The organism is Streptomyces mayteni (assembly GCF_054783955.1).
Genome location: NZ_BAAGPR010000001.1, coordinates 156,502 through 180,833, shown reverse-complemented (window position 1 = coordinate 180,833; position 24,332 = coordinate 156,502). Strand labels below are relative to the sequence as shown.

At 72.8% G+C, this 24,332-nt stretch carries 23 protein-coding genes and 2 pseudogenes; 9 read left to right on the top strand and 16 right to left on the bottom strand.

Translation table 11 applies throughout. The features are described from left to right. Nucleotides 1–5 precede the first annotated feature (5 nt). Nucleotides 6–758 (top strand): SIR2 family NAD-dependent protein deacylase, encoded by a 753-nt coding sequence (locus ACYVPE_RS00870; RefSeq protein ID WP_461031358.1) that lies wholly within the window; start codon nucleotides 6–8, stop codon nucleotides 756–758. Between the two features lie 3 nt (nucleotides 759–761). Here ACYVPE_RS00870 and ACYVPE_RS00865 read toward each other — a convergent pair whose 3' ends face one another. Both ACYVPE_RS00865 and ACYVPE_RS00860 read right to left on the bottom strand, forming a co-directional pair. Then, nucleotides 762–2,480 (bottom strand): alpha/beta fold hydrolase, encoded by a 1,719-nt coding sequence (locus ACYVPE_RS00865; protein WP_461031357.1) that lies wholly within the window; start codon nucleotides 2,478–2,480, stop codon nucleotides 762–764. Between the two features lie 86 nt (nucleotides 2,481–2,566). Continuing rightward, on the bottom strand, nucleotides 2,567–3,124 hold the full coding sequence (locus ACYVPE_RS00860; RefSeq protein WP_461031356.1) for a TetR/AcrR family transcriptional regulator: 558 nt from the start codon (nucleotides 3,122–3,124) through the stop codon (nucleotides 2,567–2,569). A 172-nt stretch (nucleotides 3,125–3,296) separates the two neighbouring features. Here ACYVPE_RS00860 and ACYVPE_RS00855 point away from each other — a divergent pair, with 172 nt between their 5' ends. Next, entirely contained in the window at nucleotides 3,297–4,112 is an 816-nt protein-coding gene (locus ACYVPE_RS00855; protein WP_461031355.1) for an MHYT domain-containing protein, read from the top strand. 294 nt (nucleotides 4,113–4,406) lie between these two features. On the opposite strand, the gene ACYVPE_RS00850 is transcribed toward ACYVPE_RS00855, so the two are convergent. Next, nucleotides 4,407–5,375 carry a hypothetical protein gene (locus ACYVPE_RS00850; RefSeq protein ID WP_461031354.1) on the bottom strand — a complete coding sequence of 323 codons (969 nt, stop codon included), beginning with the start codon at nucleotides 5,373–5,375 and terminating at the stop codon, nucleotides 4,407–4,409. Nucleotides 5,376–5,449: 74 nt separating this feature from the next. Then, the gene (locus tag ACYVPE_RS00845) at nucleotides 5,450–5,725 is read right to left on the bottom strand and encodes a heavy-metal-associated domain-containing protein (RefSeq protein WP_461031353.1); all 276 of its coding nucleotides are present in this window, start codon (nucleotides 5,723–5,725) and stop codon (nucleotides 5,450–5,452) included. A gap of 180 nt (nucleotides 5,726–5,905) precedes the next feature. On the opposite strand from ACYVPE_RS00845, the gene ACYVPE_RS00840 reads away from it, so the two are divergent. From ACYVPE_RS00840 to ACYVPE_RS00830, 3 genes are read left to right on the top strand one after another with little or no spacing between them, the layout of a single operon-like run. Then, nucleotides 5,906–7,720 carry a vWA domain-containing protein gene (locus tag ACYVPE_RS00840; protein WP_461031352.1) on the top strand — a complete coding sequence of 605 codons (1,815 nt, stop codon included), beginning with the start codon at nucleotides 5,906–5,908 and terminating at the stop codon, nucleotides 7,718–7,720. A 31-nt stretch (nucleotides 7,721–7,751) separates the two neighbouring features. Beyond that, complete coding sequence (locus ACYVPE_RS00835) at nucleotides 7,752–8,528, top strand: hypothetical protein (RefSeq protein ID WP_461031351.1); 777 nt, start codon at nucleotides 7,752–7,754, stop codon at nucleotides 8,526–8,528. After that, nucleotides 8,528–9,229, top strand: coding sequence for a hypothetical protein (locus tag ACYVPE_RS00830; protein WP_461031350.1), 702 nt, complete (start codon nucleotides 8,528–8,530; stop codon nucleotides 9,227–9,229). The genes ACYVPE_RS00835 and ACYVPE_RS00830 overlap by 1 nt, the downstream gene beginning before the upstream one ends. On the opposite strand, the gene ACYVPE_RS00825 is transcribed toward ACYVPE_RS00830, so the two are convergent. From ACYVPE_RS00825 to ACYVPE_RS00810, 4 genes are all read right to left on the bottom strand, one after another. Beyond that, nucleotides 9,213–10,268: a hypothetical protein gene (locus ACYVPE_RS00825; RefSeq protein ID WP_461031349.1), complete on the bottom strand. Its 1,056-nt coding sequence runs from the start codon at nucleotides 10,266–10,268 to the stop codon at nucleotides 9,213–9,215. The genes ACYVPE_RS00830 and ACYVPE_RS00825 overlap by 17 nt on opposite strands. Nucleotides 10,269–10,320: 52 nt before the next feature. Then, nucleotides 10,321–11,340 carry a TIGR03842 family LLM class F420-dependent oxidoreductase gene (locus ACYVPE_RS00820; RefSeq protein ID WP_461031348.1) on the bottom strand — a complete coding sequence of 340 codons (1,020 nt, stop codon included), beginning with the start codon at nucleotides 11,338–11,340 and terminating at the stop codon, nucleotides 10,321–10,323. A 41-nt stretch (nucleotides 11,341–11,381) separates the two neighbouring features. Beyond that, the gene (hydA, locus tag ACYVPE_RS00815; protein ID WP_461031347.1) at nucleotides 11,382–12,785 is read right to left on the bottom strand and encodes a dihydropyrimidinase; all 1,404 of its coding nucleotides are present in this window, start codon (nucleotides 12,783–12,785) and stop codon (nucleotides 11,382–11,384) included. Nucleotides 12,786–13,007: 222 nt separating this feature from the next. Next, nucleotides 13,008–13,853: a helix-turn-helix domain-containing protein gene (locus tag ACYVPE_RS00810; protein ID WP_461031346.1), complete on the bottom strand. Its 846-nt coding sequence runs from the start codon at nucleotides 13,851–13,853 to the stop codon at nucleotides 13,008–13,010. Nucleotides 13,854–13,909: 56 nt separating this feature from the next. Here ACYVPE_RS00810 and ACYVPE_RS00805 point away from each other — a divergent pair, with 56 nt between their 5' ends. Next, nucleotides 13,910–14,725: a phytanoyl-CoA dioxygenase family protein gene (locus tag ACYVPE_RS00805; RefSeq protein ID WP_461031345.1), complete on the top strand. Its 816-nt coding sequence runs from the start codon at nucleotides 13,910–13,912 to the stop codon at nucleotides 14,723–14,725. A 29-nt stretch (nucleotides 14,726–14,754) separates the two neighbouring features. Here the strand turns inward: ACYVPE_RS00805 and ACYVPE_RS00800 are convergent, their stop codons facing one another. The 5 genes from ACYVPE_RS00800 to ACYVPE_RS00780 all read right to left on the bottom strand — a co-directional run bounded on the left by ACYVPE_RS00800 (nucleotide 14,755) and on the right by ACYVPE_RS00780 (nucleotide 19,559). Further along, nucleotides 14,755–15,582, bottom strand: coding sequence for a carbohydrate ABC transporter permease (locus tag ACYVPE_RS00800; RefSeq protein ID WP_461031344.1), 828 nt, complete (start codon nucleotides 15,580–15,582; stop codon nucleotides 14,755–14,757). After that, nucleotides 15,579–16,517 carry a carbohydrate ABC transporter permease gene (locus ACYVPE_RS00795; RefSeq protein ID WP_461031343.1) on the bottom strand — a complete coding sequence of 313 codons (939 nt, stop codon included), beginning with the start codon at nucleotides 16,515–16,517 and terminating at the stop codon, nucleotides 15,579–15,581. The genes ACYVPE_RS00800 and ACYVPE_RS00795 overlap by 4 nt, the downstream gene beginning before the upstream one ends. Nucleotides 16,518–16,521: 4 nt before the next feature. Then, nucleotides 16,522–17,805: an ABC transporter substrate-binding protein gene (locus ACYVPE_RS00790; RefSeq protein WP_461031342.1), complete on the bottom strand. Its 1,284-nt coding sequence runs from the start codon at nucleotides 17,803–17,805 to the stop codon at nucleotides 16,522–16,524. Between the two features lie 79 nt (nucleotides 17,806–17,884). After that, the gene (locus ACYVPE_RS00785; RefSeq protein ID WP_461031341.1) at nucleotides 17,885–18,670 is read right to left on the bottom strand and encodes a DeoR/GlpR family DNA-binding transcription regulator; all 786 of its coding nucleotides are present in this window, start codon (nucleotides 18,668–18,670) and stop codon (nucleotides 17,885–17,887) included. A 97-nt stretch (nucleotides 18,671–18,767) separates the two neighbouring features. Continuing rightward, nucleotides 18,768–19,559 carry a phytanoyl-CoA dioxygenase family protein gene (locus ACYVPE_RS00780; RefSeq protein WP_461031340.1) on the bottom strand — a complete coding sequence of 264 codons (792 nt, stop codon included), beginning with the start codon at nucleotides 19,557–19,559 and terminating at the stop codon, nucleotides 18,768–18,770. 72 nt (nucleotides 19,560–19,631) lie between these two features. Here ACYVPE_RS00780 and ACYVPE_RS00775 point away from each other — a divergent pair, with 72 nt between their 5' ends. Next, a complete protein-coding gene (locus ACYVPE_RS00775) occupies nucleotides 19,632–20,444 on the top strand; it encodes a helix-turn-helix domain-containing protein (RefSeq protein WP_461031339.1) in 813 nt (270 codons plus the stop codon). A 120-nt stretch (nucleotides 20,445–20,564) separates the two neighbouring features. Here ACYVPE_RS00775 and ACYVPE_RS00770 read toward each other — a convergent pair whose 3' ends face one another. Then, on the bottom strand, nucleotides 20,565–20,753 hold the full coding sequence (locus tag ACYVPE_RS00770) for a hypothetical protein (RefSeq protein WP_461031338.1): 189 nt from the start codon (nucleotides 20,751–20,753) through the stop codon (nucleotides 20,565–20,567). A gap of 212 nt (nucleotides 20,754–20,965) precedes the next feature. Here ACYVPE_RS00770 and ACYVPE_RS00765 point away from each other — a divergent pair. Next, nucleotides 20,966–21,960 (top strand): annotated as a pseudogene (locus ACYVPE_RS00765) (threonine ammonia-lyase). A gap of 360 nt (nucleotides 21,961–22,320) precedes the next feature. Here ACYVPE_RS00765 and ACYVPE_RS00760 read toward each other — a convergent pair. Together ACYVPE_RS00760 and ACYVPE_RS00755 are read right to left on the bottom strand one after the other, a co-directional pair. After that, nucleotides 22,321–23,067: a phosphotransferase gene (locus ACYVPE_RS00760; protein ID WP_461031337.1), complete on the bottom strand. Its 747-nt coding sequence runs from the start codon at nucleotides 23,065–23,067 to the stop codon at nucleotides 22,321–22,323. Nucleotides 23,068–23,269: 202 nt separating this feature from the next. After that, nucleotides 23,270–23,701: pseudogene (locus tag ACYVPE_RS00755) on the bottom strand (MerR family transcriptional regulator); the annotation flags it as partial. Between the two features lie 101 nt (nucleotides 23,702–23,802). On the opposite strand from ACYVPE_RS00755, the gene ACYVPE_RS00750 reads away from it, so the two are divergent. Beyond that, nucleotides 23,803–24,225: an SgcJ/EcaC family oxidoreductase gene (locus tag ACYVPE_RS00750; RefSeq protein WP_461031336.1), complete on the top strand. Its 423-nt coding sequence runs from the start codon at nucleotides 23,803–23,805 to the stop codon at nucleotides 24,223–24,225. The last annotated feature ends 107 nt before the right edge of the window (nucleotides 24,226–24,332 follow it).

The following is a 24,332-nucleotide window of genomic DNA, read 5'->3' as shown; positions in this document are numbered from 1 at the left end:
TTCGCATGAGCAGTGACGAGGGCGTCAAGCGCCCCCTGATCGCGATCCTGAGCGGCGCCGGGATCTCCACCGACTCCGGGATCCCGGACTACCGCGGCCCCGCCGGCCTGTGGCGACGCGACCCCGACGCCGAGAAGCTGGTGACCTACGACTTCTACATGAACGACCCGGAGATCCGCCGGCGTTCGTGGCTGATGCGGCGGGACAGCTCCGCCCTCACCGCCCGGCCCAACCGGGCCCACGAGGCGGTGGTGCGCCTCGAAAGGTCGGGGGCGCCGGTCAGGGTGCTCACCCAGAACGTCGACGGCCTGCACCAGGCGGCCGGGCTGCCGGACCGCAAGGTGCTCGAACTCCACGGCTCGGCGCGGTCGGTGCTCTGCACCCGGTGCGACGCCCGCTCCACCACCGAGGAGGCCCTGGCGAGGGTGGCGGCCGGGGAGCCCGATCCGGCGTGCCGGGAGTGCGGCGGGATCCTCAAGACCGCGACCGTGATGTTCGGCCAGAGCCTCGATCCCGAGGTGCTGGCCCAGGCGATGGCCGTCGCCCGTGCGAGCGACGTCTTCGTCGCGGTGGGCAGCAGCCTCCAGGTGCGGCCCGCCGCCTCGCTCGCCGGCCTGGCGGCCGAGCACGGCGCCCGCCTGATCATCGTCAACGCCGAGCCGACCCCCTACGACGACCTCGCCGCCGAGGTGGTCCGCGAACCGATCGGCGACGCGCTGCCACCGCTGCTCGACGCCCTGGCCCCACCGCCCCGTTGACGGTCAGGACGCGGCCCGGCCCCGCTGGCGCGATTCCGCGGGCGCGCCGGCCACGAGCCCGGCCGCCTCGGCCGGGTGGGTGAGCTGCGGGTAGTGCCCGGCCCCGGCGACCTCGAGCACCTCGTGCCGAACGGGGACGACGAGCGGGTCGGCCGTCCCCACCACGATCCGGACCGGGACGGTGACCCGGTCGAGCAGGGCCCGGAACTCCGCGCGCCGGCCGTGCGCGGCGCGCAGCGCCGCGACCACCCGGCGGGCCACGCCCGGGCGGCGCAGGTCGGCCGCGGCGCTCGCCACCGCGGGGCCGGCCGGCAGGCCGAGCGCGCCGGCCAGCCGACCGGCCGAGATCCGGCGCAGTGGCACCGCGGCCGGCCACGAGCGCAGCGGCCGCGGGCTCGGGGCCTGGAGGAACGCCGGTGCCACCAGCACGAGTTCACCGACCAGCCCCGGCTGCTCGACGGCGAGGCGCAGCGCCGGGCCGCAGGCCAGCGAGTGCGCGACCAGCCTGGGCCGGGTCCGCACCTCGCCCAGCAGCTCGGCCAGCCACGCGTGCGTCGGCCGGCCGGTGGGGGAGGAGCGCCCGAACCCCGGCAGGTCGGGGGCGAGGACCGGTCCCGTGAGGCGCGCGGCCAGCGGCGCCCAGAGGTCGGCGTTCATCGGCAGGCCGTGCAGCAGCACGTGCTCGGGGCGGTGCCGGTCGCCCGTCAGCCAGGTGCGGCTGCCGGCCACGGCGTGGAAGCCGTTCGGGGCCGACCAGGGCGAGCCGGCGCCGAAGCGGGCGGCCACCAGGTCGTCGGCCCAGGCGCGCAGCGCGTCCACGACCGGAGGCTGCCGGAGACCGACGCCGACGCCCGCGGCGACGGCGTCGGCCGAGGCCGTCGGATAGCGGTCGGTGGAGAGGAAGGGCAGCGTCTCGGGGTGGGCCCCGGTCAGCGCGCGCGGCAGGCGTCGCAGCAGGCCCACCGGGACGGTTCGGCGCGGTGCCCGCACGCCGACGTGGTCGGCGATCGTGCGGATCAGCTCGGGGAGCGGGGGAGTGGCGTCGTCCAGCACCCAGTGGTGCTCGCCGGCGGGCGCGCGGGGGAGCTCCGCCAGGAAGCGCGCCAGGTGGTCGACCGTGACGACGGGGAGAAAGGTGTCGGGACCGCCGGGCAGCGCGGGCAGCCGCCCGTGCCACAACCGCTCGACGAGGGTGGCAAGGCCGACGTACTGGCCGGGGCCGATCACCGTGCTGGGGTTGACGATGTTCAGCGGAACCCCCAGCTCGCGGGCCCTGGCGCGAACCGCCACGTCGGCCTCCCGCTTCGACGCCTCGTACGCTCCCAGCCTGGCGTGGTCGGGGGCGGCCGGGGCGTCGTCGGTCGCGCCGACCCGGTATCCGCCGAGGTGTACGAGACGCCGCGGCTCTGGCAGGGTGGCGGCCCAGGCGAGGACGTTGAGCGCGCCGGTCACGTTGGCCGCCCGCGCCTCCGCCGGGCCGAGCCCGAAGGCGTACCGCGCGGCGGCGTTGTAGACGACGCGCGCCTCTGGCAGGCCCGCGAGCGGGCCGGTGATGTCGGCGGTGACGACGTCCAACCGGTCGGTGCCGACGCCCTGGTCGGTCAGCCACGGGGTGAGGGTGTCGTTCCGCACGGCCGCCGCCACCCGTTGCCCCCGGCGGAGCAGCTCCGCGACGAGGGAACGGCCGATGAAACCGGTCGCGCCGAAGACGATGGCGTCCAAGGGAGCCTCCTAAATTTAATAGAACGGTCTACATATTTTTCGGACGAAGAAGGGGCCCGCCGTGGTCGGGCCGCGGCGGGCCGGCGTCAGCCCAGCAGGACGGTGATCTGCCGGGCGACCCGGTTCAGCGGCTCCCGGCTGCGGTGCGCCCTGGCCAGCAGGAGCGCGCCCTCGACGAGCGCGAGGATCGTGACGGCGAGGTCGTCGGCGTCCCGGCGGCCGCCGAGCATCGCGCCGAGGGCCGCCTCCCACGACGTGTAGACCTCGGAACACGCCTCCTGTAGCGGGTCGTTGGTGGCGGCCGTCTCCAGCGCCACGGTCGCCACCGGGCAGCCGCTGCGCCACCCGGAGCGTTCGAGCCGGTCGCCCAGGTGGTGCAGCACGCTCACCGCGAACTCCGCCGCCGACGGGGCGGCTTCGGCCAGCTCCGCCAGGTCGGCGCCGATCGCCTGGCCGGCCCGGCGGACGGACTCGCCTACCAGGTGGTCCTTGCCGCCGGGGAAGTGGAAGTAGAGCGAGCCGCGCGGCGCGCCGCTGACCGCGATGACCTCGTTGAGTCCGGTCCCCGAGTACCCCTTGGCCTCGACCAACTCCCGTGCCGTGTCCAGCAGTCGGTTGCGCGTGTCGGCGCCCTTCCGTCCCATGGCCGCGAGACTAGACCGGTCTACATATTCCCGCAACCGCCCGCTCGTCGGCGCGCGATGGTGTTGTGATGGATTTGTGAGGCTAGTGGGCTGTACGTGATGTTCTGGCGGTCTAGTCTCCACCCAGGGGGCGGTGGGCCCCCGAGTGCGTGGGGGCGAGGGCAGGGGACAGATGCACGGCGACGTCAGCGACTTCGGTTACGGCGCGATCACTCCGGTGGTCGCCTTTTTCATGGCCTGCCTCGGCGGCGCGTTGGGCCTGCGGTGCGTGGCCAGGTCCGTCCACCACGACGAGGGGTGGAAGCCGGGCTGGTTGGCCATGGGGGCGGCGGCCATGGGCTGCGGGATCTGGTCGATGCACTTCATCGCCATGGTCGGCTTCGGGATCCAGGGGGCGCGCGTCGGGTACGACGTCACGCTCACGGTGTGGAGCCTGGTGGTGGCGATCCTGGTGGTCGGCGTCGGCGTGTTCGTCGTCGGCTACCGCGGCGCGAGCGGCCCCGTCCTGGCGGTGGCCGGCACCTTCACGGGCCTCGGCGTGGCGGCGATGCACTACCTCGGCATGGCGGCGATCCGCTTCAACGGCGAGATCCGCTACGACGCGTTCACGGTCGTCCTCTCGGTGCTCATCGCCGTCGTCGCCGCCACCGCCGCCCTCTGGGCGGCCGTCTCGGTGCGGGGTGTGCCGTACTCCATCGCCGCCAGCCTGGTCATGGGCGTGGCCGTCACGGGCATGCACTACACCGGCATGGCGGCCGTCAGCGCCGAACTCCACGGCGCCGGCCACCTGTCGAACAGGGGCGACTCGCCGGTGTCGCTGCTGCTGCCCATGCTGGTGGGGCCGGCGGTCTTCCTGGTCCTCGCGGCCGTGGTGGTCACCCTCGACCCGCTGCTCGTGCTGGGCGACGGCGAGTGGAACGACAACGAGAAAGGGGATGGCGGGAGGAACGACGGCGACCCCTCGCCCGTCGCCGCGGGGCGGCGCTGAGCGAGGGGTCGGGCCTGTCTTCCGGATCTTCGTGGGGCCGCGACGCCAGCTACGGCACCTCGCTGCGTTACCCCACGCCGCGGAGCGGCATGTCAGGCGCCGCGCGCGAATACGGACAGGTATGAGCTGCGCTGCGGTCGATGTGCGGCTCCGCCGCGTGGGGCGCCTGAGCGAAGCGAGTGGGGGTACTCCCCCAAGCACTCCGTGCAGGGGGCACCCCCACCCAGGCCGCCAGGCCTGGGGGAGCCAAGGCCTGATCCACGAAGATCCAAAAGACAGGCCCGGCCGGCCGCCTCAGTGGCCGCCGTGGTCGGCGGCGCCGTCGTCGCTGCCGTCGCCCGTTTCGGGCGCCGTGGCGTCGCCCGCGCCCGCGGGCACCGTGAACTCGGCGGTGTGGACCTCGCCCTCGTGCTGGAAGTCCAGGTAGAGCCGGTAGTCGCCGGCGCTCGGCGCGGTGGTGCCGAACGCGATCTCCGGGCCGGGTTCCGTCTCGCCGTCGCCCGGGGTGCCCTGCGGGTGGACGTGGAGATAGGCCAGGTCACCCGCGCGCAGGGCGACCAGGTGGCCGTAGGCGCCGAGGTAGGGATCCAGGTCGGTGACCGGCTCGCCGTCCCGGCTGACGGAGAGCGTGAGGTCGCTCTCGGCGCCGGCGGCGAGGTCGCCCTCCAACGTGACCGTGTAGCCGTCGACGGTCGCGGTCCGCGCCGGCTCGGGCAGCTCGCGGGGGGTGAACTCGCCGGTGACGGCGAGGTCGGCGCCCAGCGTCAGCCCGCCGTCCGGGTCGCCGGCGGGTGCGAAGTCGGCGAAGATCCGGTGGTCGCCCGCGGCCTCGAAGGTCAGCGGCACGCTCCAGACGCCGTCGGCGCCGAGCTCCGGGTGCACGTGCTGGAAGCCGGAGAGGTCGCGGCTGACCACGATCAGGTGCAGGTCCTTCTCGTGGCTGGTCTCGTACTCGGTCAGCGGCTCCCCGTCAGGGCCGAGGATCCGGAACCTGAGGTCGGTGGGCTCGCCGGCGCGCGGCGGCTCGGCGGGCGGCACGAGGGTGTAGCCGCGCTCGGAGATCTGCAGCCCGCCGGGGCGCTCTGCCGCCGGCGCGGCCGTCGTGTCGTCGCCGCCGTCGGCCGGCGGTTCCCCGTGCTCGTCGTCGTGTGCGGCCGTCGGTTCCGTGTCGACCGGGCCCACGGCGTTGCCTATGCCGAAGGCCACGCCGAAGGTCAGCGCGAGGCCGGCCCCGAAGGCGCCGACCCTGGTGATGGTCTTCATCGTGTTGCCCGTCCTGGAGTTCCGGAGTGGCGGTGCCCGGTCGCCGCGTGGCGACCGGGCACCTGCGGTCGCGATCAGTGGCAGCCGCCGCCGCAGCAGCTGGCGGCGGGGGCCTCGCCCTCGGGCCCGGCGACGACCTCGTAGCCGGCCTCCGCCACGGCGGCGGTGACGGCCGCGCTGTCGACCGCACCCTCGCTGGTGACGGTCACCTGGCCGGTCTCCAGCGCGACCTCCACGCCGGTCACCCCCGGGATGCTGCCGACCTCGGCGCTGACCGAGCCGACGCAGTGCCCGCAGGTCATGCCGCTGACGGTGTAGCGGGAAACGGTCTGCGCGGTGGGTGCGGTCATGGCGGTGCCTCCTGTGTCCTGGCCATCTCGACAAGGACAGTGAATACCCCAGGGGGGTATCAAGTCAAGTGGGGGCCGCTCCGGCCGTCGAGGATGTCCCGACGGGAACCCTCGCCGCCCGGCCGGCGTCTTCCCTACGCTGAATGCGGACATGTCAGTTGGGGGAGGGGAATCGGGGACATGGACGGGCACTCAAGGGCCGGGGGCGGGCGGCGGCCGCTGCTGAGCGCCGTCGTGGTCGGGTTCTGCGCCATCCTGGTCGGCCTCGGCGCCGTGGTGCTCACCAGGGACGACGGGCGCGGCGACTGCGTACCGCTCGAGGTGAGCTCCTCCACCGAGAAGGGCGGGCTGCTCGCCGCACTCGCCGAGGAGTACAACGACGCCGGCCGCGAGTTCCGGGTCGCCGGCGAGGACACCTGCGCCGAGGTGGCCGTCTCCCAGCTGACCTCGGGCCTGGCCATGGAGGCGCTGGCCCGCGGCTGGGACCAGGCGACCGAGGAGGCCCCGGAACCCCAGGTGTGGACGCCGAGCTCCGGCCTCTGGCTCGACCTGCTCGCCGAGCGGGCCGCCGCCGGCGACCGCTCGGTCGAGGTGCCGGACGAGAACCCCAGCCTCGCCCAGAGCCCCCTCACCATCGCCATGCCCCGCCCGATGGCCGAGGCGCTCGGCTGGCCCGACGCCGAGCTGGGCTGGGCCGACGTGCTCTCCCTCACCCGGAACCCGGAAGGGTGGGGCGCGTTCGGGCATCCCGAGTGGGGCTCGTTCTCCCTCGGCAAGGACAATCCCAACACCTCGACCTCGGGACTCGCCGCCACCGTCGCCGCGTTCTACGCCGCCACCGGCGTCTCCAGCGACCTGACCAGGGAACAGGTCGCCGACCCGGCCGCCAGGGACTTCGTCGCCGGCGTCGAGGACGGCGTGCTGCACTACGCGGACGACGCGGTCACCTACATGGAGAACCTCGCCGAGGCCGATGCCTCGGGGCAGGCCATGACCTACACCAGCGCCGTGCTCGTCCAGGAGCAGCTCATCCACCTCTACAACCAGGGCGCCCCGGACGGGGATCCGGAACGGATCGGCGAGGGACGGCGCCCCGAGGTGCCGCTGGTGGCGATCTATCCCGATGACGGCACCCTGATGCTCGACCACCCGCTCGTCACGCTGCCCTCCGCGAACGAGGCCCAACGCGCCGCCGCCGACGACCTGTTGGCCTTCCTGCTCGAACCGGACCAACAACGGCGCTTCGCCGAGATCGGCTTCCGCGACCACGAGGGCAGCCTCAGCCCCGAGTTGGCCGAGTCGGTCAACGCCGAGGGCGACACCGGCCGTGAGCTCTCCCTGATCTCCCCGCCGGCGCCCCAGGTGCTCACCGCGATCCTCGACGCCTGGGACGAGGTGCGCAGAAACGCCCGCGTCACCCTCGTGATGGACGTCTCCGGATCCATGAACCAGCCGGCGGGCGACGGCCGCAGTCGGCTGCGGGCCGCCCAGGACGCGGCCCTGGCGGCGCTGGAGCTCTACCACCCGGACGACGAGGTCGCGCTGTGGGCGTTCTCCACCGAGACCGCCGACTACCCCGACACCCCCTACCGCGAGGTCCTGCCAGCCACCCGGATCGGCGACGGCGGCACCCAGCGGCTGACCGACGCCATCAACGGCCTGCACGCCGAGGGCGGCACCGCCCTCTACACCACGACCAGGGCGGCGCAACAGGCGATGCTCGCCGACTACGACCCCGCCAGGATCAACGCCATCGTGGTGCTCAGCGACGGCCGGAACGAGTACCCGGCCGACAACGACCTGGACGCCCTGCTGCGAGACCTGGACGCCTCGCGGCTCGAACGCGTGGTCCGCGTCTTCGGCATCGCCTTCGGCGAGGACGCCGACCTCGACACCCTCGACGAGATCGCCGCCGCCTCCCGGGGCGCCGCCTACGACGCGCGTGAACCGGACACCATCGACGAGGTCATGCGCTCCGTGTTCAGCAACTTCTGAGCCGCGTCGACGCGGGGGAGAGGAACGGAAGATGGCACACCCGGTGGGCATCGTCGTCGCCGCCCTGCTGGGCGCGGCCGGGACCACGGTGACCGCCCTGGCCGGCGCGGCGCCGCCGTTCGCCGCGGCGACGGGCGCCGGCACCGCCGTCCTGGCCTACGTCGCGTACGCCCGCGCCGCCGGACCCGGCGCGGCGGCCCCCGCGCCCCACCGCGAGGCGCGGCCGGCTTTCGCCCCCGCCACGCCCGCCGACACCGGAGGCTGGCTGCGCCGCGCCACGGCCGCCGCCGAACTGCTCGCCGCGCACCGGCGGGCAAGCGACGACGAGTCCCCGCTGGCCAGGACACTCGACGACGCGGCGGACGTGGTCGGCGACGCGGCCGAGCAACTGCGCCAGCGCGCCGGGACGATCAGCCGGATCGACGCCGTCACCACGGGCCCCGACGCCCGGCGACTGCTCGCCGACGCCGGGCGCCTGCGGCGCGAGGCCGCCGCGCTCGCACCAGGACCGCTGCGCCGGGCCAAGGAGGCGTCGGCCCGCGCGGCGGCCGAACGTGCCGCCTCCCGCCAACGCCTCGAGGAGGTGCGCGAACTCCTCATGGCCACCCTGGAGTCCACCGTCCTCGGCCTGGAGGCCGCCGCCGAACGGGCCGCCGTCCTCGCCTCCCTGGAGGTCGCCACCGACGCCAGCGCCGGCGTCGAGGTGGATCTGGCCCCGCTCACCGAGGAGTTGGCGGCGGTCACCGAGGGCCTGGACGAACTCGGCGAGATCAGCCGGCGGTTGGCCATCGAACAGGGCGGCGCGTGATGCGGGCGCTTGGCCGGTTCTGCCTGTTCTTCGGCCTGCTCTGCCTCGGCGCGGTCGCCCTGCTCGCCGGTTGGACCGTGGTGGTGGCGCCGTTCGCCCTGGTCCTGCTGCCGGCAGGTGGCTGGTGGACCTTCCTGGCCGTCCTGCTGTACCTGGCCCTGTTCATGCTGGTCGGCCTCACCGCGATGTGGCTCCTCGCGCAGGTCCTGGACGACTGGTGGCTCCGGGTGGTGCCCTCCCGCCCCGCGCGGGTGGCCGGGGCGGTACTCGGCGGCGTCACCCTCGCCGCCATGGTGGTGGCCGGGTTGACCTCCGCCATCGTCGGCCACCAGCTGTACCACGAGCGCTACGGGGAACGTGTGGACGCGATCATCACGGAGGCCCAGCCGATCCTCAACGACGACCGCAATCGCACCGGCACGCGCTACCGGATCGTGGACCACCACACCGAGGAGGACCTCGGATGGCTGGAACGCGGCCCGAGGGAGCGGGCCGACGCCGGGGAGCGGATCGAGGTCTCCCTCGACCCGCGCGGCAGGCTCGACCCCGTCGCCGTCGACCGGCTCGGTTGGACCACGGTCCCGAAGGGGATCCTGGCCGGCGGCTTCGGCGCCGTCGCCCTGGCCACCGTGGCCGCCGTCGCGGCGGCCACCCGCGACGCGGCGCGCTGGAGCCGCGGGCGGCTCAGCTCCCGACGGTGACCGGATCCCGCCGGTTCGCCGGGTGGGCCACCGTGGACCACGCGGAGAGCAGCCGGGCGGCCGAGCCGCCGACCGGGCCGACCGCGTCGGTGAGCGTGGTGCGGTCCGGGAGGCGGGCCGAGCCGACCGCCGCCACGGCGTCGTCCGCCGAGTCGATCGTGCTCGAACAGACCGACAACAGGTAGTCGGGGACGGTCAGTTCGGGGTCGGTGCAGCCGACCAGCGGGGTGCCGACCGCCGCGACCAGCGGGAAGACCGTGCCGGGGATGCCGATCGCGGCCTCGGCGCGGGCCGACGCGATCACGGAGGCGTCGGCGCTGATCTCGTACCGGTCCCACAGCGAGCGGTCCTCGCGCGGGTGCAGGCCCACCAGGATCCGCCGGCCCGCGGCGGCCAGCCGCTCGGCGCTCGCCAGCAGCAGCTCGGTGCCCGGCGCCGCCTCGCCCGTGGCGTCCGGGTGGGTGACGCTGGTCAGGACCAGCACCAGGCCTGGCTCGGGGCGGCGCACCGGCAGCGCGTCGGTCTGCGGGGAGCCGACCACCCGCACCCGCTTGTGGGTGCCGAGGTACTGCCCGAACGCCCGGCCCTCGGCGGCCGACGAGGCCGTGAGCAGCCTGATCCGCGTCCGCAGCTCGCGGGCCCGCGGCGCCTCGACCGGCCGCTGGTACGCCAACGCCGAGGCGGCCAGCGGCAGGTGCCGGAACCGGGCCGCGCAGTCGGCCGGCCAGTCGCCGGCGCCGGTGACCACCAGCAGGTCGGCGCGCGGCGCGTCCGCCGGGGTCGCCACCGGAACGGGGTCGCCCGGGGTGATCCCGGCGTAGTCGGGGACGAGTTGGGTGAGGCGCCAGCCGCGCCGCTCCGCCTCGGCGAGCAACGGCTTGACGTGGTAGGTGCCCCAGGGCTCGTTGGTCGCGACGAGCACCCGCGGCGCGCGGTGCCGGGCCGGGGCGGCGGCCGCCGGTCCCGCGATGGCGATCCCCGCCGTCGTGCCCAGCAGCCCGCCCAGCAGGGCGCGGCGTGAGATTCCACCATCGATCATGCGGCGCACGGTAAACGGCGAAATCGACCGGGATGTGAACGGTTCTCGAACGTCACGGGCGGGCGAACGCCGGGATCACGTGCGCCCCGTACGCCTCCACGACCGACTCCCGCGCGTCGTGCATGGCGTAGAGCGCGAACTGGTCGACGCCGGCCGCCCGCAGTCGCCGCAGCTTCGCCACGTGTGCCGCCGGCGGGCCGATCAGGCAGAACCGGTCCACGATCTCGTCCGGCACGAACTCCGCCCCCGGATTGCCCGCCCGGCCGTGGTGCGCGTAGTCGTAGCCGGGCCGGCCCGCGAGATAGGCCGTCAACTCCGCGGGCACCAGCGCCGGATCCGTGCCGTAGCGGGCCACCAGGTCCGCCACGTGGTTGCCCACCATGCCGCCGAACCAGCGGCACTGCTCCCTGGCGTGCGCCAGCGCGGCGGGGGAGTCGTCCGCCGTCACATAGCCGGGCGCGGCCACGCACACGGTGATCCCGGCCGGATCCCGGCCGGCGTCGGCCGCCGCCGCCCGTACGGCGCGCACCATCCACTCCGTCACGTCGACGTCCGCGAGTTGCAGGATGAAGCCGTCCGCCGACCGCCCGGCGAGCGCCAGCGCCTTCGGGCCGTAGGCCGCCATCCACACGGGCAGCCGGCCGTCCCGCACCCAGGCGAGGCGGAGCGGGGCGCCGTCCACCACGGCCTCCCGGCCTTCGGCCAGGTCGCGGATGGCGTCGATCGCCCGCTCCAGGCTGGCCAGGCGGTGCGGACGCCGGCCGGCCACCCGCTGCGCCGAGTCGCCGCGGCCGATCCCGCAGATCGTGCGGTTGCCGTACATCTCGTTGAGCGTGGCGAAGGTCGAGGCCGTCACCTCCCAGGCGCGGGTGCCGGGGTTGGTGACCATCGGGCCGACGACCAACCGCTCGGTGGCGGCCAGGATCCGGCTGTGGATCACGAACGGCTCCTGCCACAGCACCACCGAGTCGAACGTCCAGCCGTGGCTGAAGCCGACCCGCTCGGCGCGGCGCATCAGCGCCACCACCCCGGCGGCCGGCGGGTCGGTCTGCAGGACGAGCCCGAACTCCATCGCGTCGCTCCTCTCTCTCCCTCTCCCGATGCCTCGCCGGCTCAGCTGACGTACTGGCAGGTGGCCCGCGGCAGGAACCTGCCGTGCCCGGGGCGGCCGACGTACCTGCGCCCGTCGAGCACCACGCGCCCCCGCGACAGCACCGTCTCCACCCGGCCGGTGACCCGCCGCCCCTCGTAGGCCGAGTAGTCGACGTTCATGTGGTGGGTGGCGGCCGAGATCGTCTGCTCGGCGGCCGGGTCGTAGACCACCAGGTCGGCGTCGGCGCCGGGGGCGAGGGTGCCCTTCCGCCCGTAGAGCCCGAACATCCGGGCCGGCGCGGCGCAGGCCAGCTCGATCCACCGGCGCCGCGAGATGTGCCCGTCCACCACGGCCTGGTGCAGCAGGTCCATCCGGTGCTCGACGCCAGGCAGGCCGTTGGGGATCTTCGTGAAGTCGCCCCGCCCCAGCTCCTTCTGCCCGGCGAAGCAGAACGGGCAGTGGTCGGTCGACACCACCTGGAGGTCGTCGGTGCGCAGCGCCCGCCACAGCGCCGCCTGGTGCTCGCGCGGCCGAAGCGGGGTGCTGCACACGTACTTGGCGCCCTCGAAGCCGGGCTCGGCCAGGTTGTCGGCCGACAGGAACAGGTACTGCGGGCACGTCTCCCCGAAGACCGGCAGCCCGGCGTCGCGCGCCCTGGCCAGCTCCGCGACCGCCTCCCGCGCCGACACGTGGACGACGTACAGCGGCACGTCCCCGGCGACCCGCGCCAGTTGGATCGCCCGGTGCGTCGCCTCCGACTCCAACAGGGCCCGCCGCACCTCCCCGTGGTGCCGCGGCTCCGTGCGGCCGGCCGCCAGCGCCTGCGCCGCCAACACGTCGATGGCGACCCCGTTCTCGGCGTGCGCCATCACCAACCCGCCGTTGCCGCCGGCGCGTTGCATCGCCCGCAGCAGTTGCCCGTCGTCGCTGAGGAACACCCCCGGATAGGCCATGAACAGCTTGAACGAGGTGACGCCGTCGGCCACCAGCCCGTCCATCTCCCGCAGCGAAGCGTCGGTCACGTCCGAGACGATCATGTGGAACCCGTAGTCCACCGCGCACGCGCCGGCGGCCTTGGCCAGCCAGGCGTCCAACCCCTCGCGCAGCGACCGGCCCCGCCGCTGCACGGCGAAGTCCACGACGGTGGTCGTCCCACCCCAGGCCGCCGCCACTGTGCCGGTCTCGAAGGTGTCGGACGCCACGGTGCTGCCGAACGGCAGCTCCATGTGGGTGTGGGCGTCGACCCCGCCGGGGATCACGTACCTCCCACCCGCGTCGACGACCCGCTCGGCGCGCCACCCCTCGGCCTCCGCGCTGCCGCGCGCCGCGAGCGCGACCACCTTCTCGCCCTCCACCAGCACATCGGCCTCGACCTCGTCGGCCGCCGTCACGACCAGCCCACCTCGGACGACGATCCGTGCCATCTGCCTGGCTCCTCCCACCGGCGACCGCGGAGTCGCGGGAGTCGACCCTAGGCGGTCGTCACGTAGTGTCGCAAGGTCGTGACTTTCGATGATCGAGGTTGACGTCCCGCGCGTCCGCTTCGTCGGCCGTCGTGTCCGTCCGGGACGAAGTCGGCGCTCATCTCCGACCGGGCGGCCCGACGCACTCGAAGGACAACCGACCAGGTGGTGGACCCGCTGCGCTCAGGTCGGGTCCTCGCCTCGCCTTCGGTAGGCCGTCGGGCTCTGCCCGGTGAACCGCCGGAAGCGCTGGGAGAAGTACAGCGGATCGCGCCAGCCGAGCTCGTGCGCGATGGCGGCCACCGGACGGTTGGTGAGGTCGAGGAGCTGCTTGGCCAGGGTCATGCGTTGCCGCTCGACGTAGCGCTGCGGGCTGGTTCCCAGATGCTCGGTGAACAGGCGGGTCAGCCGGGAGGGCGAGAGGTGCACGCGCGCCGCCAGCCGGTCGACGGTCAGCGGCTCGGACAGATGGGCGTCCACGTGGTCGATGACCCGCAGCACCCGTTCGTCCATGCGGGCTGCTAGGGGGTTCTGCGTGTCGCACCACAGCAGTGCCTCCTCCAGGGCGTTCATCGCGAACGCCGTGGCCTGCCGCAGTGTGCCCGCCCCGGCATGGGCGGAGCGGGTGAGCGTGGCGGTGACGCGTTGGTGCACCTCGCCGCCGGTGCGGATGCGGCCGACGCCCGTGACGGGCTGGGGCCAGTCGAGCAGCGGCAGCCACGCGTGCCGGGGGTGGAAGTGCGAGAAGACGATCTCCCAGAGCGCCTCCCCGGGCGCCGTCCGGTAGTCGTGGCGGACTCCGGGCCGCAGGAGGACCGTGTCGCCGACCGCCGTGCGCACGCTTCCGTCCGCCCCGGTCAACTGCCCGGATCCGGCGGTGGTGTGGATCAGCAGCCAGTCGGTCGTTCCCCGGCTGCGGAAGGTGGCGTACTGCGGCCCCTCACGCAGACGCCCGCCCTGCACCTGGTCGATCACCGGGCTGCGTGACTCCGCACGCGGTCGTTCGCCGTGCACAGCAGAATCTTCCATGTGTGCGCCACGTTCCGCCATATCCAGTGGGCGGGCGCCCGACCAGAATCGCTCGTATGTCATCCATCGTGCGTGAACCCGGAGTCGGGATCGCCGATGAGTACGCGCGAGCCGGTGTGGTCCAGGTGCGCGCACTCCTCTCGTCGGCCGAGATCGAGGAAATCCGTGACGTCTTCATGGAGCAGGTCGAGCGGGACCGGTCCATGGGCCATGACGACCATGTCCCCGAGGACGACGTGCTGGCCCGCTACCCGCGCTTCGTCCATCCGCACCGCAGGTTCGACACCGAGGCGGGGCGGCTCGCCCGGCGCTGGATGCTGGAGCCCCGGTTGGTGGCGCGGGTGGCGGAGCTGATCGGCCCGCCGCTCGGCGCCCAGTCGATGTTCTACTTCAAGCCGCCCACCGCCCGAGGCCAGGCGCTGCACCAGGACAACCTGTTCCTCCGGGCCCACCCCGAGACCTGCCTCGCCGTGTGGATCGCGGTGGACGACTGCGACGCGGCCAACGGCGCGCTGCGGGTGGCCCCCGGATCGCACCGGTACGAGCTGGTGTGCCCCCAGGAGGCCGACCGATCGGAGTCCTTCACGGACTCGGGCGTCGAACTGCCCCCGGGCATGGCGGAGATCCAGACCGAGATGCGCGCCGGCGACGTGCTCCTCTTCCACGGCAGCCTGGTCCACGGGTCGGGCCCGAACCGGACGACCGACCGGTTCCGGCGCTCGCTGATCTTCCACTACGTGCCGCGGTCCAGCACCGAGATAGCGCGCTTCTACCACCCCCTGCTCACCCCCGCAGGCGATCAGGTCACCGTGACCGAGGCGGCCGACGGCGGCGCCTGCGGGGACGGCTGGACACCGGTCGGGGCGCCCTAGACGCGCGCCCCGACGCCCGGTTCACCCCTTCATCCCTTCATCCCGCTGGCGAAGCCCCTGATCACGTACCGCTGGAGCACGAGGAACGCGGCGACGATCGGCAGCGACGCCAGCACGAGACCGGCGAAGACCAGCCCGTAGTCCGAGACGTACTGGCCGACGAAGGCGAAGATCCGCACCGGGACCGTCTCCCGCGCCGACCCGCCCAGATACAGCAACGGCGTGAAGAAGTCGTTCCAGATGAACACGGCGTTGAGGATCAGCACGGTTCCGGTGATCGGCCGCAGCAGCGGGAACACCACCCGGGTGAAGGCCTGGAGATGGGTGGCGCCGTCGATCAGCGCGGCATGGGCGTACTCCCCGGGCAGCGCCCGGATGAACCCGGTGTAGAGGAAGACCGTGAACGGGAGCTGGATGCCGGTGTAGAAGAGGATCATCCCCTGGTAGGTGCCCAACAGGCCCATCGAGTCGATGAGCTTGAACAGCGGGATCATGCCGAGTTGGAAGGGCAGCACGATGCCGAGCAGGAACAGCACGTACAGCCGGAACCCCAGCCGGGAGGCGCAGCGGGCCAGGAAGTAGGCCGCGAACGACCCGGTCGCGATGAGCGCCACCAGGCTGAGCACCGTGATGAGCGTGCTGTTCAGCAGCGCCTCGCCCAGCGTGGCCTGCGACCAGGCGCGGGAGAAGTTGCCGAACGTCGGCTCGGTCGGCAACGACAGCGGCTCCGCGGCGATCTGCCGCTCGTCCTTCAGCGACAGCGTGATCAGCGCGTACACCGGGAAGAGGAACGCCAGGGCGACGGCGATCATCACGATCTCCAGCAGGAACGTGCGGAACCCGTAGCGGAGTCTCACGCGTTCACCTCCCTGCCGCGCAGGTAGTGGATCTGCACGAGCGACACCGCCGCGACGAAGAGCGCCAGGACGAGCGCGATCGCCGTGCTGTAGCCGTAGTGGCCGAGGACGAACGCCTCCTTGAACAGCACCGTGGACAGCGTCTCGCTGGCATAGCCGGGCCCTCCGTTGGTCGCCGCGTAGACCTGGTCGAAGATCTTCAGCCCGCCGATGGTCGACAGCATGATGTTGATGGTGAGCGCGGGTGCCAGCAGGGGCCAGGTGACGTGCCGGAAGCGCTGGAACCGCCCGGCGCCGTCGATCATCGCGGCCTCGTGCAGTTCGTCCGGCACCCCCGAGAGGCCGGCCAGGAAGATGATCATCGAGTAGCCCGCGAACTGCCAGATGACCATCCCGGCCACCGACCACAGGGCCAGCGACGGGTCGCCCAGCCAGTCCTGGCGCAGGCCGCCGAGCCCGATCGCGCCGAGAACGCCGTTGAGACCGGCGTCCGGCGCGGGGTTGTAGACGTACTTCCACAGGACCGCGACCATCACCGGGCTGACCACGGCCGGCGCGAAGAAGATCACCCGCAGCAGCCCCCGCGACCTGATGCGGGTGTGTACGCCGAGGGCCAGCAGCAGGCCGATGCCGTTCTGGAGGACGACGATCGCCAGGGTCAGCGCCAGCGTGTTGCCCAGCGCGCCGCGCGCCGCGTCGTCCCGGAACAACTGCCGGAAGTTGTCCACTCCGACGAACGAGCGGTCGCCGATGCCGCTCCAGTCGGTGAACGCGTAGACCATGCCGCTGACGCTCGGATACAGCACCACCAGCGCGTACACCAGCAGGGCCGGCGCGGCGAACCACCACGGCGGGGACAGGAAGCCGCCCCGCCGTCGGCGGCCGGCCCCTCGGCGTGTCGTCGGCCACGCCCCTGGCTGTGTTGTCGAGGACACGGGGCTACTCCTGCCGGTAGGTCTCGTCCAGCCTGTTCAGCGCGTCCTCGACGCTGGTCTGCCCGCCGAGCATCTCCTGCACCACCGCGAAGTGGGTCGGCTGGACCTCGGCGTTGGGCCATGCCTGGTCCATGAAGGGGACGGCCCGGTCGCTGTCCATGAACGGCAGGAACGGTTCGAGCACCGGGTCGATCCGGGAGGCGGAGTCGCGTACCAACGGCACGCAGGCGATCTCCTCCGACCAGCGGTTGATGTTCCGCTGCTCGCCGAGGAACTCGACGAACGCCAGGGCGGCTTCACGGTTGCGGCTGTTCGTGCTGACGCCGAGCCCGACCACGACGCCGGCCGGGATCCACACGTCGGCCGCCGTGTCCGAGCCGGGCACCGGGAACATCGACAGGTCGTCCGGGTTCGCGGCGGCGCCGCGGAAGTCCGGCAGCACCGCCGAGACCTGGATGGCCATCGCGGCGTCGCCGGTGGCCACCATGGCGGTCTGCTGCTCGAACGTGGTTCCGTTGGGGTTGTCGTTGAAGAACCCCCGGTCCCGCAGCTCCAGATACATCTCGAAGGCGTCGGCCCAGCCGGAGTCGGCGAAGCTCGCCGAGCCGTCCCGCAACTGGCCGTCGAACTCCGGGTTCCGGGCGTACACGGTGGACGGCACCAGCGCGTAGCTGATCAGTTGGGTGACCCACGGGGTCTGCGCGCCCAGCGCGATCGGGATCTTCCCGGCCGACCTGATCGCCTCGCACACCTGGAGGAACTCGCTCCAGGTCTCCGGCGGTTCGACTCCGGCCTCCCGGAAGACGCTCCGGTTGTAGATCGCGCCGATGACGCTGGCGCCGGCCGAGTAGAGATAGGTCTTGCCCTCGTGCTGGAAGGCCGGCTTGAAGTTGTCGGGTATGTTCCCGGTCCACGCCTGGCCGCTCAGGTCGGCCAGCAGTCCGGCCTGCGCGATCTGGGCCATGCTCATGGCGCTGCCGTTGCCCGGGTAGAGGACGTGCACGTCGGGGGCGTTGCCGGCGCCCAACTGGGTGCGCAGCGAGGTCTGCACCTGGTCGGTCGGGGAGTACGAGGTCTCGAACTCGGAGGCGGTGTACTCCGCGGTGAGCAGGTCGAGCGGCGCCTGCTGGTCGGCGACCCCGACGAGCCGCAGCGAGCCGGAGCCGCCAGAAGACCCGCCGCCGCAGGCGGTCAACGCCGCGGGCAGCGCGGTCAGGGCGGCGGCGCCTCCCGACAACCGCAGGAAGCGGCGACGGTCGAGTGGCCCCTTCCGGAATGACGCGGTCATAAATTCCTCCTTGAATTTACGTCAGGCTGTGCCCGCCCTGCCCGTGACCGGGCGACCGGCGACCGGCGACGCGCGATGGTCAGGTCGCCGCCACCTCGTAGGGGACGTTCCGCTCGTCGAGGTCCCGCAACGCCCGGGGGTCCGCGCCGTCGTCGACGATGACGCGGTCGAACGACGAGAGCGGGGCCACCCGGTGCAGCGCCACCCTGCCCAGCTTGGAGTGGTCGAGCAGCAGCACGTTGCGGGCCGCGGCCCTGAGCATGACCCGCTTGACCGACACGATGTGCTGCTCCTGGTGGTAGGTGAACCCCTCGGAAACCGCCGAGGTGGACACGAAGCACAGGTCCACGTTCAGCACTTCGATCGCGTCCACGCACGAGACCCCCAGGAACGAGTCGTGCAGGGGGTCGTAGTCGCCGCCGAGCGCGATCAGCCGGATGTCGCGCTCGCCGGCGAGCAGGTTGATGATCTTCAGGAAGTTGGTGACGACGGTGAGCGGCGTGATCCCCACCAGCCGGCGGGCCAGCGCGAGCGCCGAGGTGGAGTCGTCGAGCAGGACGGCCATGCCAGGCTCGATCAGTCCGACCGCCCGCTCGGCGATGGCGTCCTTCGCCGCCCCCATCGACTTCAGCCGGTAGGCGACATTGCTCTCGAACACCCCGGACGGCTGGGCGGTGACGCCGCCCCGGTGCTTGCGCACGATGCCCCGGCGTTCCAACTCGTCGAGGTCGCGGTGGATCGTCATCAGGCTGACGCCGAACCGTCCGGCGAGGTCGGCGGCGGCGAGGGAGCCCGCAGAGAGCACCAGGTCGGCGATGTCCTGCCGGCGGTGCTCGGGGCCGCGCCGGCCGCTTCTGTCCATCATCAAGGTCCGCTTCTCCGTGGTTGGGGGAAGGCGGCAGAAAGCTACAACAGGACCTGTTGTGTTGTTAACACTCCTGACAGAGCTTTTCCTTGGGACTTCACATCGTGCCGCGTGAAGTGGCGAACGGGGGGAAGCGCTCGTCCGGCAGCCGGTCGCCCGGCGTCAGGCCGAGCGGGTCGGTGACCGGATGGGCCGGCTCCGGTGCCAGGCGGGTGTCGGCGTCGACGTAGATGACGACGTGTGCGATGCGCGGGTCGCCGGTGTGGTTGGGGGTGGCGGCGTGCGCCAGCCGGGAGTCGTGGAACGTGCAGTCGCCGGCCCGCAACGGCACGGTGACGCGCGGCTGGTAGAGCAGGTCGGGGGCCAGGTTCATCAGGTCGTCGTGGTCGGTCAGGTCCTGCGCGCGCAGCCCCTCCAGGTGCTGGCTGCCGGGGATGAACGTCATACAGCCGCGCTCCGCCGGCACGTCGACCAGCGCCACCCAGGCCGACAGCGCGTGTCGGGACCCGGCGTGCGGCCAGTACGGCTGGTCCTGGTGGAACTCCGTCGACGCGCCGTTGTGCGGCTCCTTGATGAGCAACTGGTCGTGCCACAGCCGCAGCGGGATCCCGGCAAGCCGGGTGGCGATACCCGCGAGCCCCGGGTCGAGGGTCAGCTCGCGCAGAACGGCGTCGGTCCCCCACAGCTGCAACAGCTGGGTGAAGGCGGCACCGGGGTGGAAGTCGCTCAGCCGCTCACGGGCGGTGAGCGCGGCGTTCGCGTACCGGGCGGCGTCCTGGCGGGAGATGACGCCCGGCAGGTGGACGAAACCGTCGCGGCGGTAGCGGGCGAGCTGCTCGTCGGTGAGTGTGTCGGGAGTGGTGCGAGGGCGATCAGCCGTGGATGTCATGTGCTTCACGGTCGCAGCGGGGGACGTCCCCCGGACAGCACGAAACCGCCCGTCGTATAGCACAATCCCGCTATGCATCGGGTACGCAGAGCGGACGTCTTTCCGCCGGGCCAGCACCATGTGGTCGCGGAGCGCTACGACTTGACCTGGGCCGCCGCGCCGCACAGCCACGACTTCCTCGAGCTCGCGGTGGTGACGGGCGGCAGCGCGGTGCACGTGTCGGCGGCGGGCGAACGGCCGCTGGCACGTGGTTCTGTGGTGCTGGTTCGCCCGGGCGACTGGCATGGCTACGACGCCTGCGCGGACCTGGTGGTTCACAACGTCTACCTCGGCTCGGAGGTGCTCGGCCACGAACTCGCCTGGCTGCGGGCGGACCCCCGGTTCGCCGAGGCGTTGCACGGCGCGGCCGCGCTCCCGAGGCTGACCGACGCCGGCTTGGCCCTGGCGGAGGCGAGTCTGACGCTGCTGGCCGCGGGCGGCGCGCCGCGGGAGGTGCGGGTGGGGTTGCTGCTCTGCGTACTCGGTGGAGCCCTGCCCTCGGGCGGTGGGGCGACGGCACGGCCGCACCCGGCGGTGACGGCGGCGGTGCGGCTGCTCGAGCAGGACGTGGCGGCGGCGTGGACGGTCGAACGGCTCGCCGCCGCGGCCGGCTTGTCCGCGGGGCGGCTGGCCCGGCTGTTCGCGCAGCGGATGGGGGTGCCGCCCATGGCCTACCTGGGGCGGCTGCGGGCGGAGCGTGCGGCGGCGCTGCTGATGGAGACCGGCCTGCCGGTCGCGGCGATCGGGCGCCGGGTCGGCTGGCCGGACCCCAACTACGCCAGCCGTCGCTTCCGCCACCACTTCGGCCTCAGCCCGGCGCGTTATCGCGAACGCTTCCGGGCGTAGCCGCCCGCACCCCGGCGGGACGGTCGTTCCAGGCGGCGGTGAGGGCCTGCTGGAACGTCTCGACCGGCTGGGCGCCGGAGACCGCGTACCGCTCGTCGAGGACTTCGGCGCACCGTAGCGTCAGAGGGGGAAGGCGAGGGTGAGGCCGCCGACCGCGAGCATGACCAGGCCGACGAGGACCGCGCGCCAGATGGTTCGCCGTTGGTGTTCCCCGAGGTCGACCCTGGCCAGGCCCACCAGCAGCAGGAAGGAGGCCACGATCGGGCTCGACTGGTGCAGGGGCTGACCGACGAGGGAGGCGCGGGCCATCTCCTCGGGCGCGACGCCGCGCCACGGGTGCTCCGGTCTCCCTGGTGCGACGTCCGGTCGCCCACATCCGGGTAGACCGCGCCCGGCAGCACCGGGGACCTGGTACTCGGGCGTAGCCGGGCCCTTCACCGCGAGCCTCTGGAACCCCGCCTCCCGCACGCCGCCTCCCGTACGGCGAGCGCCGAGTGCCGAGTGCCGACCTAGGATGAGTCATGACCGTAACGCGTTTGTCTCCTGACGGCATCGACGAGGCCGCCCGTCTCATCGACCCCGCCTTCCTCCACACCCCCCAGTTCTCCGACCCCTCGCTCTCCCGCGCACTCGGCCGGGACACCGTGGTCAAGGTGGAGACGTTGAACCCGCTCCGGTCCTTCAAGGGCCGCGGAGTGGACCTCTTCCTGCGGCGGGCGGCGGTCGCGCGTCATGTCGTCTGCGCCTCGGCCGGCAACTTCGGCCAGGCGATGGCGTATGTCGGGCGGGCCCGCGGTATCCCGGTGACGGTGTTCGCCGCCCAGGACGCCAACCCCAACAAGGTGGCGCGGATGCGGGAACTGGGTGCCGAAGTCGTGCTGTCGGGCACCGACTTCGACGCCGCCAAGGACGCGGCCCGGGCGTACGCCGACACCCGCGAGGAGTGCGTCTTCGTGGAGGACGGCGACGAGCCGCTCATCGCGGAGGGAGCCGGCACCATCGCCGTGGAACTGGCCCGCTCGGTCTCGACGCCATCGTGGTCCCGGTCGGCAACGGCGCACTCGTCAGCGGCATCGGTTGCTGGACGAAGGCCCGCTCACCTCGTACCCGGATCATCGGGGTGTGCGCGGCGGGCGCCCCCGCCATGGCGACGAGTTGGCGCACCGGCGTGCCCGAGACCACGGGGCCGGCGCGCACCATGGCGGACGGCATCGCCGTACGGGTGCCGGTGCCCGCGGCGGTGGCCTGGATGCGCGAGGTCGTCGACGAGGTCGTCCTCGTCGAGGAGGAGGACATCCGGCGGGCGCTGCGGTTGGTGCGGGACACCCTGGGCCTCATCCTGGAACCCTCGGGCGCGGTCGGCATCGCCGCCGCGCTGCGCCACGACCTCGGTGTCGCTTCCTTCGCCACGATCCTGACCGGCGGCAATTTCTCCCCCGACCTCCTCCGAGACCTTGCCCCGGACCCGGCACGCACGGACGACCAGACCGCTTTCCCGGCGGGGGCGCCCTCCTAGCGCCCCTGGCGCGACGGTGCCACCTCCGGCGACGCGGGTCCCTCACCGCCGCGGGAGTACATGCCGCGGCGAGACCGCTGTAACGAGTGCGCGCCGGTTCAGACTTCAACTTTGGGAAGGGGTAACAGGGTGGCCGGTGGTGGGCCGGCGCCGCTTGTGGTGTCTCCTTGGCCGGTTGCCCGGCGCGGCACCGGGCACGGCTCCGGCCTGGGCGTGTACCGCTGGGTCGTGGACGGAGCGATCGCGCTGCCGCACTGCTTCCGCCGCCCGCTGTCGAGCGCAAGGGCAGGCGATGCGCCCCAGGGGGTGACCTGCTCGACGCGTCGGAACGCATACGTGGCCGGTCCGGCCCCCACGGCCTCACATCCGGGATCTCAGCACGTCGACCTCACAACCCGGTGCGAAGGGGTCGAAGCCGTGCTCGACCAGCCAGCGAATCCCCAGCAGGCTTCGCAGCGACCACCACGCGTGGATCACGTCGAGGTCGACGGCGGTGCCGTAACCGGCGAGGACGTCGTCGAGGTGCTCCTCGTGTCCGAGCGTCAGGGTAGCGAGGTCGGACAGGGCGTCACCCCGGCCCGCCTCGGACCAGTCGATGATGCCGGTGACCTCGTCGCCGTCGACGAAGACGTGCGCGATCTGCAGGTCGCCGTGCGTGAACGCCGGAGTCCACGGCCGGAGCGCGGCCTCGGCGACCTGGCGGTTGCGGGTGACCAGGTCGGGGGGCAGGACGCCGTTCGTCACGAGCGACTCGCACTCGCGGTCGAGTTCCGCCGCCAACTCGTCGGGATTCCGGCGGCGTCGGCCGGCCCAGGGCGGCAACGGCGCTTCGTGGAGCTTCCGGATGGCGGCGCCCGCCGCGGCCCACGCCGTCGACGCCCCGGTCGAGGGCTCACCGAGACGGCCGAGCACCGTCCCCTGGAGTGCGGCGATCGCGAGCACGTGCGGCTTGCGCCACAGGACCTCCGGGGTCGGGACCGGCGCGAGGGCCATCGCCTCGACCTCGACGTCGATGCGCGCCTGATCGGCGTCCACCTTCAGGAACACGTCACCGACGCGCAGAGTCGCACGCTCGGAATGGGCGACGACGACTTTGACCTCATCCATGGGCGACCACTATCCCGGGGACGATCGCCGACGTCGCCGGGTTTATCGCGTGCGATCACGCGGCTGACCGCGCCCCGCTACCCGGCCGCTTCGCGGATGCGCTCTCGAGAGCGCATCCGCTGCAACACGAAGTGCGTGCGGCTCGCTCCTACCGCTGACGTTCCATGACGTCGGCGACCACGCAGCTGACGTTGTCGGGGCCGCCGCAGCCGTCGGCGACGGCGAGCAGCCGGGGTCCGGCGTAGGCGGTGTCCTGGTTGCTCTCGCGGGCCAGGCCCGTGTCGGACAGAGCGGCGTAACGAATGCCCAAGGGCTTGGCGGTGGGGAACATGGCGGGATCCTTCCGGGACAGGTGGTCGATGAGGAAGGTGGCCAGGTCCCGCCGCGCGGCGGTGGCGGCCTCGACCTCGGCCCAGAACGCGCGGACCTCCTGGGCTGCCGCGGCCGCGGCCGCGTTCAGCGTGCCGACGTGCTGAATGCGGGCCAGGGGCATTCCCAGACGCCGGAGCCAGGCGACCAGTCGGGCCTGGTCCAGCTGTTCCGGTGCGTAGCGGCGGTAGCCGGTCACCGGGTCGACGCGGGCAGGGGTCCCCGCTGGTCTCCCCGGTAGGCACGCGAAGCTGGGGGTGGCGATGGATCAGGGTCTGGCCGATGCCGAGCGGGCCGATGGCGAGGGAGGTCCTGGCTGCGGCAGAAGTTGACTTCAACGAAAGTTGAAGTCCTAGGTTGCCTCCCATGAACACCCCGAACTTCACCATCCCCGTCGACGAAGCCGACAAGCAGCGGATCCGCGAGTTGGTCGCGCGGTCCCAGGAGGCGCAGCTGGACCCGGACGTGCTGCCCGCGCTGCACACCCCGAACGTGGTGATCGTCAACATAGCTGGGCGGCGCCTCTTCGGGCGTGAGGCGTTCGCCTCGGCCATGGCCGAGGCCCTCTCTTCCCCGCTCAGGGACATCCGGACCTCGCTGGAGATCGACGACATCCGTTTCACCACCCCGGACGTCGCTGTCGTCAGTCTGACCAAGACCGTCCACGACGAACGGTCCGAGGCGGAGGGATCCTCCCAGCTGCCCTCCGTCGGTGTCATGACCTACGTCCTGACCCGCCAGGGCGACGACTGGCGCATCGCCCTGGCCCAGACGACACCGGTCGGCTGAACTGCTGCTGTGCTGACCGGAGTCGCGCGCGTCCAGGTGCGCAGGGGGCGACTGGCCGGCTGTGGGAGATGGCCCGATGGTCGGGCCGCCGGCGTGAGCGAATCACA